16 protein-coding genes are annotated in these 16,220 nt (G+C 76.0%); 8 read left to right on the forward strand and 8 right to left on the reverse strand.

Annotation, left to right across the window (positions count from 1 at the left end; all coding sequences use genetic code 11):
* The first annotated feature begins 21 nt into the window (after window positions 1-21).
* Window positions 22-1,149: a phosphate ABC transporter substrate-binding protein PstS gene (pstS, locus tag AC07DW_RS07035; RefSeq protein ID WP_478856580.1), complete on the forward strand. Its 1,128-nt coding sequence runs from the start codon at window positions 22-24 to the stop codon at window positions 1,147-1,149.
* A gap of 43 nt (window positions 1,150-1,192) precedes the next feature.
* On the opposite strand, the gene AC07DW_RS07040 is transcribed toward pstS, so the two are convergent.
* Window positions 1,193-1,462, reverse strand: coding sequence for a hypothetical protein (locus AC07DW_RS07040; protein WP_478856581.1), 270 nt, complete (start codon window positions 1,460-1,462; stop codon window positions 1,193-1,195).
* Between the two features lie 88 nt (window positions 1,463-1,550).
* Between AC07DW_RS07040 and AC07DW_RS07045 the strand changes: the two genes are divergently transcribed.
* The gene (locus AC07DW_RS07045) at window positions 1,551-2,420 is read left to right on the forward strand and encodes an ATP-grasp domain-containing protein (protein WP_478856582.1); all 870 of its coding nucleotides are present in this window, start codon (window positions 1,551-1,553) and stop codon (window positions 2,418-2,420) included.
* 114 nt (window positions 2,421-2,534) lie between these two features.
* On the opposite strand, the gene AC07DW_RS07050 is transcribed toward AC07DW_RS07045, so the two are convergent.
* Entirely contained in the window at window positions 2,535-2,900 is a 366-nt protein-coding gene (locus AC07DW_RS07050; protein WP_478856583.1) for an MmcQ/YjbR family DNA-binding protein, read from the reverse strand.
* 119 nt (window positions 2,901-3,019) lie between these two features.
* Window positions 3,020-3,889 (reverse strand): hypothetical protein, encoded by an 870-nt coding sequence (locus tag AC07DW_RS07055; RefSeq protein ID WP_478856584.1) that lies wholly within the window; start codon window positions 3,887-3,889, stop codon window positions 3,020-3,022.
* Between the two features lie 201 nt (window positions 3,890-4,090).
* Here AC07DW_RS07055 and AC07DW_RS07060 point away from each other — a divergent pair, with 201 nt between their 5' ends.
* From AC07DW_RS07060 to AC07DW_RS07070, 3 genes are all read left to right on the forward strand, one after another.
* Entirely contained in the window at window positions 4,091-4,747 is a 657-nt protein-coding gene (locus AC07DW_RS07060) for a maltokinase N-terminal cap-like domain-containing protein (RefSeq protein ID WP_478856585.1), read from the forward strand.
* 175 nt (window positions 4,748-4,922) lie between these two features.
* A complete protein-coding gene (locus AC07DW_RS07065) occupies window positions 4,923-6,146 on the forward strand; it encodes a lycopene cyclase family protein (RefSeq protein WP_478856722.1) in 1,224 nt (407 codons plus the stop codon).
* Window positions 6,143-7,861 (forward strand): FAD-dependent oxidoreductase, encoded by a 1,719-nt coding sequence (locus tag AC07DW_RS07070; protein WP_478856586.1) that lies wholly within the window; start codon window positions 6,143-6,145, stop codon window positions 7,859-7,861. Before AC07DW_RS07065 ends, AC07DW_RS07070 begins: the two co-directional genes overlap by 4 nt.
* Before the next feature lie 58 nt (window positions 7,862-7,919).
* On the opposite strand, the gene AC07DW_RS07075 is transcribed toward AC07DW_RS07070, so the two are convergent.
* Genes AC07DW_RS07075 through crtI form a run of 3 tightly spaced genes read right to left on the reverse strand, consistent with a single transcriptional unit; the run spans window position 7,920 to window position 11,376 of the window.
* Window positions 7,920-8,927: a Rieske (2Fe-2S) protein gene (locus tag AC07DW_RS07075; protein ID WP_478856587.1), complete on the reverse strand. Its 1,008-nt coding sequence runs from the start codon at window positions 8,925-8,927 to the stop codon at window positions 7,920-7,922.
* Complete coding sequence (locus AC07DW_RS07080) at window positions 8,924-9,877, reverse strand: phytoene/squalene synthase family protein (RefSeq protein WP_478856588.1); 954 nt, start codon at window positions 9,875-9,877, stop codon at window positions 8,924-8,926. Before AC07DW_RS07080 ends, AC07DW_RS07075 begins: the two co-directional genes overlap by 4 nt.
* Entirely contained in the window at window positions 9,874-11,376 is a 1,503-nt protein-coding gene (gene crtI, locus AC07DW_RS07085; protein WP_478856589.1) for a phytoene desaturase family protein, read from the reverse strand. Before crtI ends, AC07DW_RS07080 begins: the two co-directional genes overlap by 4 nt.
* A gap of 246 nt (window positions 11,377-11,622) precedes the next feature.
* Between crtI and AC07DW_RS07090 the strand changes: the two genes are divergently transcribed.
* Window positions 11,623-13,170, forward strand: coding sequence for an SDR family oxidoreductase (locus tag AC07DW_RS07090; RefSeq protein ID WP_478856590.1), 1,548 nt, complete (start codon window positions 11,623-11,625; stop codon window positions 13,168-13,170).
* On the forward strand, window positions 13,167-14,540 hold the full coding sequence (locus tag AC07DW_RS07095) for a cryptochrome/photolyase family protein (RefSeq protein ID WP_478856591.1): 1,374 nt from the start codon (window positions 13,167-13,169) through the stop codon (window positions 14,538-14,540). Before AC07DW_RS07090 ends, AC07DW_RS07095 begins: the two co-directional genes overlap by 4 nt.
* A gap of 189 nt (window positions 14,541-14,729) precedes the next feature.
* Here the strand turns inward: AC07DW_RS07095 and AC07DW_RS07100 are convergent, their stop codons facing one another.
* Complete coding sequence (locus AC07DW_RS07100) at window positions 14,730-14,897, reverse strand: MerR family transcriptional regulator (RefSeq protein ID WP_478856592.1); 168 nt, start codon at window positions 14,895-14,897, stop codon at window positions 14,730-14,732.
* A 136-nt stretch (window positions 14,898-15,033) separates the two neighbouring features.
* On the opposite strand from AC07DW_RS07100, the gene AC07DW_RS07105 reads away from it, so the two are divergent.
* Complete coding sequence (locus AC07DW_RS07105) at window positions 15,034-15,612, forward strand: sigma-70 family RNA polymerase sigma factor (RefSeq protein ID WP_478856593.1); 579 nt, start codon at window positions 15,034-15,036, stop codon at window positions 15,610-15,612.
* A gap of 159 nt (window positions 15,613-15,771) precedes the next feature.
* Here AC07DW_RS07105 and AC07DW_RS07110 read toward each other — a convergent pair whose 3' ends face one another.
* A complete protein-coding gene (locus AC07DW_RS07110; RefSeq protein ID WP_478856594.1) occupies window positions 15,772-16,035 on the reverse strand; it encodes an HU family DNA-binding protein in 264 nt (87 codons plus the stop codon).
* Window positions 16,036-16,220: the final 185 nt, after the last annotated feature.

The raw sequence follows: 16,220 nt of genomic DNA on the forward strand, positions 1-16,220 counted from the left end.
GCCCGAGGAGAGGAACGACAGATGCAGCGTCGACGGGCACATCGCGGATGTCTGGTGGGAACCGGCGTGGCGGCGGCGGTCGCAGGGGGTGCCCTGCTGCTGTCCGCCTGCGGCACCACCACCGCCGTCATCGACGACGGCACCGGCCCCACGCGCACCAGCAGCATCGGGTGCGCGCGGCAGGGCCGGCTGGCCGCGTCCGGTTCCAGCGCGCAGCAGAACGCGATGAAGCACTGGATGCGCCGGTACCAGGAGGCCTGTCCGTCGGTCGAGATCCGTTACGTGCCCATCGGTTCGGGCGGCGGCGTCGCCCAGTTCCTGCGCGGGGCGACCGTGATAGGAGGGACCGACAGCCCGCTGAAGGCCGATGAGGTGGAGCGTTCCCGCGAGGTGTGCCGGGGCGGCCGGGCCATCGACCTGCCCATGGTCGGCGGGCCCATCGCCATCGGCTACAACCTCTCCGGGGTGCGGGACGTCGTCCTGGACGCGCCCACCCTCGCGAGAATCTTCGACTCCGAGATCACCATGTGGAACGCGCCCGAGATCCGGCGCCTCAACCCCGGCACCGAGTTCCCCGCCATGCCCATCACCCCCGTCCACCGCTCCGACGAGTCCGGCACCACCCAGAACCTCACCGCCTACCTCGCCGGCGCCGCACCCGAGCACTGGCCGTACCCGAAGGACAAGGCATGGCAGGCCAAGGGCGGTCAGTCGGCGGCCGGCTCCCACGGCGTCGCCTCCAGGGTGCAGATCACCGACGGCGCCATCGGCTACTTCGAGCTGTCCTTCGCCAAGGCGAAACGCCTCCCGACGGTGAGGCTCGACACGGGCGCGCCGGAACCGGTCGCCGTCTCCGCCGAGACCGCCTCGGCGGGCATCGCCACGGCCCGGGTGACGGGCGAGGGCCATGACCTGGCGCTGGCCTTCGACTACGGCACGAAGGCGAGCGGCGCGTACCCGATCGTCCTCGTCACGTACGAGATCGTCTGCGACACCGGCAACCAGGCCGAGGTGCTGCCCGCCCTGAAGTCCTTCCTGACCTACACGGCGAGCGCGGAGGGCCAGAAGGACCTCTCCCGGATCGACTACGCCCCGCTGCCCGACGAGGTGGCCGCGCGCGTACGGCAGGTCGTCGGCCGCCTGTCCTGAGCCCGCCGGCCGCCTCGACCGGCGCCCGGGCGCCGGACGGTGCTCATGGGCTGTCACCCGTCCAGTCCCAGCGGGCGGGGTCGGTCGCACGGCGCCGGTAGTGCGCACGGCCGCCGGCGCCGTACCGCCCGATCTCCGTGGGCAGCCGGGCCTCTTCGGCGAGCCGGGCCGTGCTCCAGCCCGTGACGTCGAGGAGGAGTCCGTCGAGAGGGCCGCCCACCAGTTCGCCGTAGGCCCGGCCGGGACGGGGGCCGGGATCCGGGTCGTCGTGATCGGCGCCGTAGACCCGGCGCCGGAGGATGCTGTCGTCCATACCGGCCAGCTTCACATCCGGCACTGACAACGGGCACCGTGCGGCCCGGCGCGGGTCTCCGCGGCCCGGCGCGGATAGGGTGCCGGGCATGGGGGCGACGTTCATCTTCTGCGCGGATCCGCTGCGGCCGCACCGCACCGACCGGCACTTCGCGGACCAGGCACGGACGGCCCGTGACCTGGGGCACCGCGTCGCACTGATCGACCATGACGCCCTGGCGGCCGGCGAGACCACCGCCGCCGTGGCGCGGGTCCCGGAGGGGGCGGGAGCGGCCTGGTACCGGGGCTGGATGCTCACCGCCGGGCAGTACGGCGCGCTCCACCAAGCCCTGGCCGCACGCGGGGTGACCCTGCTCACCACGCCCGAGCACTACCGGCGCGCCCATGAACTGCCCGGCTGGTACGAGGTGTTCGCCCCGGCCACGCCGCGCAGCGTATGGTTCCCCGCCTCGCCCCTCGCACCCCCGGCCCGGTCGGCTCTGACCAGGGCGGTGCAACCCCTCGGCGGCGGACCGGGGATCGTCAAGGACCATGTGAAGTCCCACAAGCACGAGTGGGACGAGGCCTGCTTCGTACCCGATCTGACGGACACCGGGCGCCTGGCCTCCGTCGTCGCCCGCTTCATGGAACTGCGGGGCGACGCCCTCGTCGGCGGCGTGGTGATCCGTGCGTTCGAGGACTTCCGCACCGCCCTCGGTGAGGCGCGCCTGTGGTGGGTGGACGGCGACCCGGTCCTCCTCACGGCGCACCCCGACAGTCCCGGCCTGCGGCCCGGACCGGACCCCGCCTTCGTCCAGCCGCTGGTCGCCGCGCTGGGCTGCCGCTTCGTCACGACCGACCTCGCTCTGAGGGAGGACGGCGAGTGGCGGGTGGTGGAGGTGGGCGACGGTCAGGTCAGCGACATGCCCGGGGGCGCTTCGGCGGAGCCGCTGGTCCGCCGCCTGGCAGAGGCCGGGTGACGCCGGCCCGGCGCGTGCGGCGGTGCCGTCCGGCGCGCCGCGACCGGTGGCGCGTGTCCCGCCGGCCGACGGGGCGGAAGGTCCGGCCCGTGCCGGCGACGTCGGTTGCGCCGCTCACCGGGGCCCGCCCGCGCCCGGGCGCAGGTCCGGGTGCTGTTCGGCGAGGCGGTCGGGCGCCGCCTGTCTCCAGGAGTCGACGAGGATGTCGTGCAGTTCCTCCAGGTCCTCCAGCGCGGCGAGCCGTACCCGCACCCACGCCGAACTCGCCTCGTGCGGCGGCACCCAGAACTTCTCCGGCTCGGCGGCGATCAGCTCCGTGCGCTCCAGCTTCGGGCAGCGCACGGCGAAGGACGTCCGGTCGTCGGGGATCGTGACGTACATCTTCCCGGCCACCCGGAAGGTGGGCATGCTCCAGGCCTCCTTCTCCACCGTCTCGGGAAGGGAGAGCGCGATCCGGCGGACGTCATCAGCGTTGATCATGGCCCACACGGTAGCCAGCGCCACTGACACCCACGCCCCTCGGCCGCCCCACCCGCACGGCGGTGCACAAGCTGTACGGCCGTCCCGTGCCGGGACGGCGGACCTGTCCCGCCCCGGTTTCAGCCGGTACGTACGGCCGTGACCGTGAACCGCTCCACCTCGGCGATGTGACCACCGGTCATGGCCACCACCGTGAGGACCGCGTCCTTCGCGCCCTTGAAGGTGACGGTGGACGACCACGGCTGCCCGGAACCGCCCGCGGGAGTGCAGCACGACTCGCCCAGCGGCGCCTCGGACGACGGCTGGCGCACCTGCACCCGGACGCTCTCGTCCACGCCGCTGATCCGCCCGCCGACGGTCATGGGGGAGCGGACCACCGATCCGTACCCGGGCCGGGTCAGGGTGAACGCGGTGTCGTCGGTGCCCACCACCACCCAGGGCGCGTCGCGGCCGGTGCCGTACCGCGCGAGGTGGACGACCGCCGCGCTGCCCGAGTCCTCGGAACCGCTCAGGCCCACGCCGACGCGGGCCCGTGTCGCGCCGATCGACCGCGAGGTGACGCGGTCGATGTCCGCGAAGCCCAGGTAGCCGCGCGTGAACGACAGTGCGGTCTGCTCCGCGTCCAGGTGCCACGGCTGCCGGCCGCCCGCACGGTGCTCACGCTGCCACGCCTGCGCCTGGCCGAGCGTGGTGAAGGGCCAGATGGGCTGCAGGCTCCCCAGGCCGGTGACCGGCGCGCCGTCGGGCCTCGGGCCGGTGGACGTGTCGGGGGCCGGCGTGGCCGCGGCGGCCCCCGACGACGACGGCTCCCCGCCGGAGGTATGGGCCGGCGTCGGTGTGGGCGCCGGCTGCGCCGACGAGGACGGTCTCGGCGCGGCCTGCGACGTCGCGGGCGTGTCCTGGCGCCCGTCCGTGCCGCTGCACGCCAGCAGCGACGAACCGGTCACGAGCGCGACACCGATGAGGCGGAAGCGGAGCCAGACGTTCATCACTGCCCCAGGGACGAGTGCCGACCGTCGGCACTGTTCGTCCGTCCATCGTGCCACGGGACCGGCCCGCTTCCCAGAGCGTCTGGCGCGCACCCGCCAGCCAAGAACCCCCGCACGAGACGGAAGTGAACCAAGTAGCGTGGCGGACGGATGGTGTTCGTACATACCGACGGGCACACGACACGGGAGGACCACGAAGGCATGGCTGTCGTTCACCGGACCACGATGACCCCGGGCAAGCTCGAACTGCTCACGTCCTGGCTGCCCACGCGCCCCTGGTACGTCCCCACGGGCGGCGCGCCGGCCCTGTCCGTGGCGGGTGGCTTCCGGCTCGACGACCCCGAGGGCGAGGTCGGCATGGAGTTCATGGTGGTCACCGACGAGTCCGGCGACCGGCCGGTCACGTACCACGTCCCGCTCGCCTACCGGGGCGCCCCGCTCGACGAGGCCCGGGGTGACGGCGGGTCCGCGCTCGTCGGCACGTCCGAGCACGGGGTGCTGGGCAAGCGCTGGATCTACGACGGCGCCGGCGACCCGGTGCTGGTCGCCCAGCTCCTCGCGCTCCTCGGCGGCCGGGCACAGCCGCAGGCGCAGAGCGAGACCGACACACCCGACGGGTCCGTCACCCGCCACGGTGCCGAGCGCCCGCTCCCGGCACCGGCCGGCCCGAGCACCGTCACCGACGGACCGGAGGGCACCGCCGTCACCGTCCCCACGGCGTCCGGCCCGTTGACCCTCACCCTGGTCCGCGTGCTCGAGCCCTCCGCTCCCGACCCGGCGCGCACCTGTGTCACCGCGCCCTGGCGTCTCCCGGACGGCACGGAACACCGCGCCCCGTTCGCCACCCTGGACGTCTAGCGCGGCGATCCGGACGGCCGGGCGGCGCCCGGGCTGACGCGGGGTGACGCGCGATCCGTCCGATCGGGGCACACGCGCATCCGACCGCGGTCCTCCCACCGAACGGGAGAGGCAGCCGCAGCAGGAGAAGGAGCCGCCCGTGCCCGGGACACACGACCGACGCGACACGCCCCTGGTGCTGGACACCGAGGTGGCGGTCGTGGGAGGGGGCGCCGCGGGACTGTCCCTGGTCCACCACCTGTGCGCGCCGGGACCGGGCGGCCGGCTGCCGGCAGGGCCCGGACCGGCCGGTGTCGTGCTCATCGACGCCCCGGCCGGGCCCCTCCGGCCGCCCGAACGCACCTGGTGCTTCTGGGAGGAACCCGGCGGCGACTGGGACGACCTGCTGGTCCGGTGCTGGGACCGGCTGCGGGTGCGCGGCCCGGACGGCACGGCCTTCACCGGCAGCCCGAGCCCGTTGCGCTACAAGATGCTGCGCTCGGACGCCTTCGCCCGGGGCGTCCACGAACGCGTCGGCCCCGTCACCCGCGTGGAGGCCGCCGTCCGGGCCGTCCGGGACCGGCCCGGCGGCGCCGAGGTGCTCGGCGTCACCCCCGGCGGCCGTCGCCTCCGGGTCCGCGCCCGCTGGGTCTTCGACTCGCGCCGTCCGCGGCGTCCACCACCGGCGCGCACCCTGCTCCTCCAGCACTTCCGGGGCTGGTTCCTGCGCACCGAACGGCCGGTGTTCGACCCCACGACCGTGGAGCTGATGGACTTCCGCGTCCCGCAGCCCCGCCACGGGCTCGCCTTCGGATACGTCCTGCCGCTCGGCACCCACCGGGCGCTCGTCGAATACACCGGGTTCTCGGCGGCGCCCCTCTCCACCGCCGGATACGACCGCGCGCTGCGCCACTACCTCGACGACGTACTCGGCATCGGGCGTTACGACGTGACCGGCGGCGAGCAGGGCGTGATCCCGATGAGCGACGGACGGCACGCGCGCCGCGCGGGACACTCGGTCTTCCGCATCGGAGCCGCGGGCGGCGCCACCCGGCCCTCCACCGGGTACACGTTCTCCGGCCTGCAACGCCAGACCCGCGCCGTCGCCGGCGCGCTGCGGGAGGGACGCCTCCCCCTGCCGCCCGCCGCCTACCCGCGCAGGGCCATGGCCATGGACGCCGTGGTGCTGCGCGCGCTCGACACCGGCCGCATCGACGGACCGGCCTTCTTCACCGGACTCTTCCGCACCGTGCCGACCGAACGCCTGCTGCGCTTCCTCGACGGCGGGACCCACCTGCTCGAAGAGCTCGGCATCGGGCTGCGCACCCCCGTGCTGCCCATGCTGCGTACGGTCGCCGAACTCCCCGTCCTGGCCCGCGGCCACGCGCCGGCCGACCGCCGAGAAGGGAACCGCCCATGACAGCGCCGCACGACGACGCCCCGGAGGCCCTGTACACCCCCGGCACCCCGTACACCCCGGACGGCACGTACACACCGCGGCGCACTCCGGGACCGCACCCCACTCCCGCGCCCGGACAACACCCCGGCCCCGACCCGCACCCCGCCGCCCCGCGCCGCGTCCCCGGCCTCCGCGCCGCGGGGGCGCCCCGGCGGGGCCGTGACCGCAGGGCCCGGATCGTGGCGCCGGGCCCCGGCCTGCCGCGCGTCACCGGCGACCCGCCCCGAACGGCGGTCATCGGCGGCGGCATCGCCGGCCTCGCCGCCGCGACCGGACTCGCCGAACGCGGCGTACGCGTCACCCTGTACGAACGCGAACAGCAGCTCGGCGGGCGGCTCGCCGGCCGGCCGGTGACCCTGTCCGACGGCTCCGCCGCGACCATGAGCCGCGGCTTCCACGCCTTCTTCCGCCAGTACTACAACCTGCGCGGACTGCTGCGCCGGGCCGATCCCGGGCTCGACCGGCTGCGCGCACTGCCCGACTACCCGCTGTGGCACAGCGGCGGCCTGCGCGACAGCTTCGCCCGCATCCCGCGCACCCCGCCGTGGAACGCCCTCGCCTTCGCGGCGCTCAGCCCGAGCTTCCGGGCCGCGGACCTGGCGGGAATGGACGCGCGGGCCGCGCTGCCCCTGTTCGACGTCCGCGTACCGGACGTGTACCGGCGGCTCGACGGCATCAGCGCTCTCGACCTCCTGGAGCGCATCCGCTTCCCGGAGGCGGCGCACCACCTGGCCTTCGAGGTGTTCTCGCGCAGCTTCTTCGTCCACCCGCGCGCCCTGTCGGCGGCCGAACTGGCGCTGATGTTCCACATCTACTTCCTGGGCTCCAGCGAGGGCCTGCTCTTCGACGTCCCCGACGAGCCCTTCCCCCAGGCGCTGTGGGAACCCCTCGGGAACTACCTCACGGGACACGGTGTCCGCCTGCTCGAGGGCCGGCCGGTCGACTCGGTGGAACCCGGCCCGAACGGCGGGTTCACCGTCGCGGCGGCGGGCCGCACCGACCACCACGACGCCGTGGTCCTCGCACTCGACACGGCCGGCCTGCGCCGCGTCGTCGCACAGTCGCCCCGGCTGGGCGACCGGGCCTGGCGCACCCGGATCCGCCGGCTGCGCACGGCACCGCCGTTCCTCGTGTCCCGGCACTGGCTCGACCACCCGGTCGACCGGCACCGCCCCGGCTTCCTGGCCACCAGCGGGTACGACGGCCTGGACAACGTCAGCGTCCTGGAGCGCTGGGAGGGCGAGGCGGCGCGGTGGGCGTCCCGCACCGGTGGCAGCGTCGTGGAGCTGCACGCCTACGCCACCGCTCCCGGCATCCACCGGCCCACCTTCCAGGAAGGCATGCTGACCCGGCTGCGCTCCCTGTACCCGGAGATCCGGGACGCCCTGGTCCTGGACGAGCGGCACGAATGGCGGGCCGACTGCCCCCACTTCCCCGTCGGCGGCTACCAGGACCGCCCCACCGTGCGGACGCCCGACCCGGCGGTGATGGTGGCGGGTGACCTGGTGCGTACCGACCTGCCGGTGGCCCTGATGGAACGGGCCGCCACCAGCGGGTTCCTGGCCGCCAACGCGCTGCTGGAGCGGTGGGGCGTGCGCGGGCAGACGCTCTGGACGGTTCCCCCGCGCGGCAGGTCGGCCCCGCTCAGGGCACTGGCCCGACTGGCGGCCGACTGACCGGAGCGGCCCCGGCAGCCGTCCCGGGGCCGCCGGACCGCCCCGGCAACCGTCCCGCTCAGCCCGGGAACCGCCCGGCCGACCGCAGCTCCCACCGCCTCTCGGCGTACGCCAGGTCGTCCCGCCACAGCCGGCCCGCCGCCACCCTCATCAGCGGCCGCACCAGGGGCGCGGCGGCCCGCGCCACGGCGAAGCCCGGCCGGTCGGAGGCCGCGACCACCGCTTCCACCACGGCGGTCCGGGGGTGCCCCGACGCGTCGGCGCCGAGCGGCGTGGCGTGCGTCTCGACGACCGAGCCGCGCCCCTCGCCCTCCTCGATCTCCATCACGACGGTCCGCGGGGCCGGCGCCGTGAACCGCGCCCTGACCGGCACCACCACCCGGCCCGCCACCCGGAACGAGACGTCGACCCGGAAGCAGTCCTCCGCCCCGTCGGCGTCCAGCACGGTCAGATCGACGAACGAGTACGGGTGGAACCACGCGCCGTGCCACGGGTCGAGCCGGTTCGCGACGACGTCCTCCGGTTCGCACCGCCCCACGCCCGACCAGACCGCCGCGACCGCCCGGGCGGGGTCGGGACGGACCGGCACCGGGGGCCGCTCCGTCGGCTCCTCGCCACCGCACCGGTCCAGCCGCGCCCACACCAGCACCCCGTCGTCGTACGCCGGGAAGGGCTCCCACCCGGCGAACGGGCCGCCGTCCAGGGCCAGCCCGTGCCAGTGGCACACCAGCGTCCCGCACCGCACCCGGCTCCGGGCCAGCGGCGCCCCGAGGTGCGGGCACGCCCCCGGACCCGCGTGCACCCGGCCGTCCGCGCCCCGCCAGACCACCACCTCCTCCCCGGCAACCGTGAGCCCCCGCGGCCGGTCCGCCGGCAGGTCCCGGGCGGCGCACAGCACGTACCAGTTGCCGGACGGCCGCGCCACCGCCCGCTTCAGCGCGTCGGCGATGAGCCCGGGGCGCGCCTCGCGCCAGGTGGGCCGCTGCCGCTCCCAGGCGACGGGCGACTTCCGCAGCGCGAGCGGGAACCGGCCCGTACCCGGCCTCCCCGGGCTCCCCGGGCTCATGCCGACTCCCCGCGCATGGCCGCGCCGAGCCTGGCGGCCGTCACCCGCGCCACCCCCGTGGCGGCCACCACCGCCCGCCGGCGCCGGGGCACCGCCGAGCGCCGCTGCACCGAGGACCAGCCGTCCCGCCGGACCGCGTCCAGGATTTCGCCGTACAGCACGAACGCCGACCGGACGCACGGCCGGGCCACCGGGTCGAGCATGCCCAGCCCCGGCGCGGCCTCCCGGTACACGTCACGGGTGAGCGCCGCGGCGGCCGCCAGCGCCGAGACGATCCGCCGGTCGCGGCGCCCGGTGCGCCGGCTCCACACCAGCAGGTCCCGGTGCGCGCCGTGCGCGGCGAGCAGGTCGGCCGGAAGGTAGACACGGCCCCGGTCGAGGTCCTCGCCGACGTCGCGCACGAAGTTGGTCAGCTGGAACGCCACGCCCAGCGCGGCGGCGTGCGGCGCGGCCTCCTCACGGGGCACGACGGTGCCGAGCACCGGCAGCATCTGGAGCCCGATGACGGCCGCCGACCCGTGCATGTAGGCGCGCAGGTCGCCGTACGTCGCGTACTCGGTCACCTCCAGGTCCGCGCGCATGGACCCCAGGAAGTCCCGGAAGAGTGTCGGTTCGATGGCGTACGCGGCGGCCGTGTGCGCGAGCGCCCGCACCACCGGCTCCCGTACGGGTGCCCCGGCCAGCGCCGCGTCCAGCCGTTCCTCCAGCGCCCGCAGGGCGGCGGCCCGTTCGGCCGGGGAGGCCGTGTCACCCAGGTCGTCGACGATGTCGTCGGCCCGCCGCGCGAAGCCGTAGAGCGCGTGCACGGCCGGGCGGCGGGCGGGCGGCAGCAGCCGGGTGGCCAGGAAGTACGTCCTGCCGTGCCGCGCGTTCAGGTGCCGCGACCGGGTGTAGGCGACGCGCAGCGCCGGGTCGGTGATCCCCGCCGCGTCCAGTTCACGGACCGTCATACGGCGACCCCCTTCGCGGTCCGCACACCGGTGACGCGGGCCGCGGCGAGCTTCCCCGACAGCAGTACCGTGGGCACCCCCACGCCCGGCGTGGTGCCGCACCCGGCGAGCACCGCGTTGTCGGTGCCCCGCACGAGGTTGCGCGGCCGGAAGGGGCCGGTCTGGGCGAAGGTGTGCGCGGCGGAGAACGGCGTGCCCGCCGCGTGCCCCCAGCCGGTCCAGTCGGCCGGGGTGACCAGCAGTTCCTCCTCCACGGAGCCGGCCAGGCCGGACAGTCCCCGCCGCTCCAGCTCGGCGAGGAGCTCCGTGCGGTAGCGGGGGCCGAGGTCGCGCCACTCGCGGGCGCCGGGGCCGATGTCGGTGTTGGGGCAGGGGGCGAGCACGTAGTGCAGGTGCCGGCCCGCCGGCGCCAGGGACGGGTCGGTGGCCGTGGGGCGGGTGATGAGCAGGGACGGGTCCGACATCAGCCTCCCCTCACGGGTGATCTCCCCGAACGTGCGGGCCCAGGCCGACCCGAACGACAGGGTGTGATGCCCCAGTTCCGGCCAGGCGCGGTCCGTACCCAGGTGCAGGACCACCGCGGAGGGGGAGTGGCGCAGCCGCACCGGCCGGCGCGGGCGGCGTCCCAGCAGCCGGTACGCGACGGGCAGGTCGGCGGTGAGGACCACCGCGTCGCACGGCACCCGGCCCCGGTCGGTGACCACGGCGGTGACCCGGTCGCCGGAACGCTCCAGGCGGGTGGCCGTCTCGCCGTACCGGAACACCCCGCCGGCCTCGGCCGCCGCGTCCGCCAGGGCGCGGGGCAGGGCGTGCATACCGCCCCGGGGGAAGTAGACCCCGGCCACCGTGTCCATGTAGGCGATCACGGCGTACGCGGCCAGCGCTCGCGCCGGCGGCACACCGGCGTACAGCGCCTGGAAGGAGAACACCCGGCGCAGTCGCTCGTCCGACAGGAACCGGCCGATCCGGCCCTCCAGCCGCCCGAAGCCGCCCAGCGCCGCGAGCCGCGCCAGGTCCGCGCCGAACAGTTGGAGCGGCGAGTCGAAGTTGACGTCGATGAACCGGCGCATCTGCGCCCGGTACAACCGCTCCAGCCACTCCCGCAGCCGCCGGTACCCCAGCGCCTCCCGGCTGCCGGCGAACCGTTCCACCTCCGCTGCCATCGCGTCCGCGCCGGTGTGCACGTCCAGCGTGGCCCCGTCGGCGAACCGCGCCCGGTAGGCCGGGTGCAGCGGTACCAGGTCGAGCCGGTCGGCCATACGGGCACCGACGGCCGCGAACGCCTCCTCCACCAGGTCCGGCATCGTCAGCACGGTCGGACCGGTGTCCATGCGGTACCCGCCCCGCGTCTCCAGCCCTGCCCGCCCGCCCGGCACCGGGCAGCGCTCCACGACCGTGACCCGGCGCCCCGCTCCGAGCAGGTGCAGGGCCGCCGCCAGCCCCGCCAGTCCCGCACCGACGACCACCACGTGGTCCGTACGCCCCGGTACGGTCCTCATCCGGCATCCCCTCACGCGTCGACGGCACCGTCCCCAGCTCTTCGCCACCGGTGCGCCCTCCGGATGCACCCGGCGCACCACCGGTGGTACGGCTGCCGCGCGACGCGGCCCCGCGACAGCCGTAACCGCAGTGGACCACCCCCCGGTGCGCCGCGCCTTCCGGGCGCATCCGGACGGGCCCGCCGGGCGGAAGGGACGGTCAGGGGGGAACGTGGACGTGACAGGACCATCCGGCGAGGAGCCCCCATGACCCACCCGAACGGCACCGGCCTGTGCCTGGTCACCGGTGCCACCGGTTACATCGGTGGCCGGCTCGTCCCCGAGCTGCTGACCGCCGGTCACCGGGTCCGCTGCCTGGCCCGCTCACCCGGCAAGCTCCGCGACCACCCCTGGGCCGCCCGGGTCGAGGTGGCGCGGGGCGACGTGACGGACGAGGAGTCGGTGCGCGCCGCGCTGCGCGACGTGGATGTCGCGTACTACCTCGTGCACGCCCTCGGCAGCGGACGCGGCTTCGAGGAGACCGACCGCACTGCGGCCCGGATCTTCGGCCGCTGCGCCCGGGACGCCGGCGTGCGGCGCATCGTGTACCTCGGTGGCCTCACCCCGGCCGGCGTACCCGAGCGCGCGCTCTCCCCGCACCTGCGCTCCCGCGCCGAGGTGGGCAGGATCCTGCTGGACTCCGGCGTCCCCACCGCCGTGCTGCGCGCCGCCGTCGTCCTCGGTTCCGGCTCCGCCTCGTTCGAGATGCTCCGCTACCTCACCGAGCGCCTCCCGGTCATGATCACCCCAAGCTGGGTCCGCACCCGTATCCAGCCCATCGCCGTGCGGGACGTGCTGCGCTACCTCGTCGGCAGCGCCGGCCTGCCCCCCGAGGTGAACCGCGCGTTCGACATCGGCGGCCCCGACGTCCTGACCTACCGCGACCTGATGCGCCGGTACGCCGCCGTCGCCGGACTGCCCCGGCGGATCATCCTGCCGGTACCCGTCCTCACCCCGAACCTGTCGAGCCTCTGGGTCGGCCTCGTCACCCCCGTACCGCCCGCCATCGCCCGGCCGCTCGCCGAGTCGCTGCGGTACGAGGTGGTGTGCCGCGAACACGACATCGCCGGCCACGTCCCCGACCCGCCCGGCCGCCCCATCGGCTGCGACGAGGCGCTCGCCCTCGCCCTGCGTCGGGTCCGCGAGGCCCAGGTCACCACCCGGTGGTCCTCCGCGTCCGTACCCGGCGCGCCGAGCGACCCGCTGCCGACCGACCCGGACTGGGCGGGCGGCAGCCTCTACACCGACCGGCGCGAACGGACGGTCGACGCCTCGCCCGAGGCCCTGTGGCGGGTCATCGAAGGCATCGGCGGCGAGAACGGCTGGTACTCCTTCCCCCTCGCCTGGGCGGTGCGCGGCTGGCTGGACCGGCTCGTCGGAGGCGTGGGGCTGCGGCGCGGGCGCCGCGACGCCCACCGCCTCAGGGTGGGCGACTCCCTGGACTTCTGGCGCGTCGAGGAGATCCGGCGGGGCAGGCTGCTGCGGCTGCGCGCCGAGATGCGGCTGCCCGGCCTGGCCTGGCTGGAGATGTACGCCGAGGAGGCCGGCGAGGGCCGCAGCCGCTACCGCCAGCGCGCCCTGTTCCACCCGCGCGGCCTGCTCGGCCACGCCTACTGGTGGAGCGTGTCCCCCTTCCACGCCGCCGTCTTCGGGGGCATGGCCCGCAACATCACCCGCGCGGCGGAGGGCGAGGAGCGGGCCCGCCCCCGTTCCGGGCCCCGGACCGCCCGGCGCGGCAGCGGAGCGGCGACGTGAGCGTCTCCGTCGTGCTGTTCACCGGCGACCTCCGGCTGCACGACCACCCGCCGCTGCGGGCCGCGCTCGGCGGCGGACGGCAGGTCGTGCCGCTGTTCGTCCGGGACGGTGCGATCGAGGCGGCCGGCTTCGCGGTGCCCAACCGGCGGGCGTTCCTCGCCGACTGCCTGCGGGACCTCGACGAGGGCCTGCGCCGGCGCGGCGGGCGGCTGGTCGTCCGCTCCGGCGACGTGGTGCGGGAGACCTGCGCGGTCGCCGCGCGGTCCGGGGCGGACGAGGTCCACATGTCCGGTGAGCACACCCGCCACGCCCGCCGCCGGGAGGACCGCCTGCGCGCGGCGCTGGAGGCGGACGGCCGGCGCCTGTACGTCCACGACGGTGTGGTGACGGTGGTGGAACCCGGCACGCTCACCCCGGCCGGGTCGGACCACTTCGCGGTGTTCACCCCCTACTACCGACGCTGGACGGGGCACCGGCTGCGCGAACCCCTCACCGCCCCGCGCCGGGTGCCGGTGCCCGACACGGTGCTCTCCGAGCCGCTGCCCGCCCGCGCGGACGTGCGCGGCACCTCCCCGGGGCTGGCGGCGGGCGGCGAGACGGAAGGGCGCAGGCTCCTGGCCGAGTGGCTGCGCGGCGGCGTGGACGCCTACGAGGAGCGCCAGGACGACCTCGCCGGTGACGCCACCTCACGTCTCTCGCCGCACCTGCACTTCGGCACCGTCTCGGCGACCGAGACCGTCCACCGGGCCCGGCGTCACGGCGGGCCCGGCGCCGAGGCGTTCGTACGACAACTGTGCTGGCGTGACTTCCACCGCCAGGTGCTCGCCGCCCGCCCGGCCGCCGCCGCCCGGGACTACCGCACCAGACACGACCACTGGCGCACCGAGAGGACCGCGGCGGACGACATCGAGGCGTGGCGGCGCGGCCTGACGGGCTACCCGGTCGTGGACGCCGCCATGCGGCAGCTCGCCCACGAGGGCTGGATGCACAACCGGGGCCGGCTCCTGACGGCGAGCTTCCTCGCCAAGACGCTCTACGTCGACTGGCGCATCGGCGCCCGCCACTTCCTGGACGTGCTGGTCGACGGGGACATCGCCAACAACCAGCTCAACTGGCAGTGGGTGGCGGGGACCGGCACGGACTCCCGCCCCAACCGGGTCCTCAATCCGGTCGCGCAGGGCAGGCGCTACGACCCCGACGGCGCCTACGTACGCCGGTGGGTGCCGGAACTCGCCGGCGTGGACGGCCCGGCCGTGCACGAGCCCTGGAAGCTGCCGTACGCGCAACGCGCCCGCCACGACTACCCGGATCCGATCGTGGACCTCGCCGAGGCCCTCGCCCGGTTCAGGCGGGCCCGGGCCCGGGACTGAGCCCGCGCGCCCCGGCGGCTCCGTGCGCCCCGGCGAGGATGGAAGCCGTTCCCGGCGGCAGGGGGCACGCCGCCCACGCGGGGAGCGCCGTACCGTTCCGGCGCGGCACCGGGCGCCGCCCACGCCGACCGTACCGTTCCCGCGCGGCGCGGGCCGCGCCGCGCGGGAGGGGGGAGAGCCCCGCCGCGGTCAGCCGGCACATCTCCCGCAGCACCGCGATGTCGGCCTGCCGCCACCGGCGGTGGCCGCCGGGCCCATGCCGTACCGCCGGTCCCACGAGCGCGGTGTCACCGGTGACACGCCCAGCGGGCGCGCCACGGCTCCGGTGGTCATGCCGGGCTCCACGGAATCGTTCACGCATCGATTGTCCGATGCACAAGCGTTGCGAGTTGCCCGGGTGATCCTGCCTCCGCACGGTGGGCCACAGCGCGGTGTTCCGGGCGCCGGAGGCGGAACGACCCGGGCCCCGCACCGGTGCCGAGGAGCAGTCACCATGACGGAGAAGACCGTTGTCACCGCCGCCCGTCCGGGGCCGCCGGACGAGGAGGTCGCCGAGCGGCTCGCGCGGGGCGAGGAGGACGCGGTCGCCGCCGCGTACGCCCGGTGGGGCCCGCTCGTCCACGGGCTCGCGCTGCGCGCGCTCGGCGACCCCGCCGAGGCCGAGGACGTCACCCAGCAGGTGTTCTTCGCGGCTTGGCGCGGTCGGGCCGGCTACCGGCCCGACCGGGGCCCGCTGTCCGCCTGGCTCGTCGGCATCACCCGCCGCAAGATCGCCGACGCGCTGGCCGCCCGCACCCGCCGCGCCGGCCTCGCCGCCCGGGCGGAGCGCGAACGGCACGCCGCCCCCGCCGCGCCCGGGCCCGAGGACGTGGTGGACCGGGTGTGTGTGGGCGAGGAGATGGCGCTCCTGCCGGAAGCGCAGCGCGTCGTCCTCCGCATGGCGTTCTACGACGACCTGAGCCAGGCGCAGATCGCCCACCGCACCGGGCTGCCGCTGGGCACCGTCAAGAGCCACGCCCGCCGCGGGCTGCACCGGCTGCGCCGACGCCTCGCCCCGCCCGGCGCGTCCTGAACCCGGCCGCCGTCCCTGCGCGCCGGCCGCACGCCTGCGCGTCGGCCGCCAGGTCTGACGCGCCCGCCGCATGTCTCCGCGCCCGGGCGCAGGGCGCCCCGCCGTGCGGGTGGACACGCGTGCGCGCGGGCGGATCGTCGTCGACGGCCTGCCGCGCCGTCAGCCCGACGTACCCCGCAGGTACTCCGTGAGCGCCTTCCCCGGCCGGAAGGCCGCGGTGCCGTCGGAGTGGTCGAACCCGCCGAAGCTGCCCAGCACGACCGATTCACCCCCCGCCAGCGCCTCCGCGATCGTGCCCGGCCGCTCCACGGTGCCGAAGAGCGCGTCGACGACCCGCTCGACGTCCTCGGTCCGCAGCGGCCGGCCGGACTCCTCCGACGCGGCCTTCTCCGCCGTCGCTTCGATCAGCCTCGACTTGTCCATGTGCGTCACGTGTTCCCATCGGTCCGGGGAGCCGGCTGCGTAAGGTCGCCGGTCCGTCCCAGCGTGACCGTCCCGGGGGGGGGGGGGGGGGGGGGGAGGGCGAGGGGGGGGGGGGGGGGGGGGGGTGGGGGGGGGGGGGGGGGGGTGGAGAGAAGGAGGGGGGGGGGGGGGAGGGTGGGGGAGGG

The sequence above is a fragment of the Streptomyces sp. NPDC045701 genome, assembly GCF_056432045.1.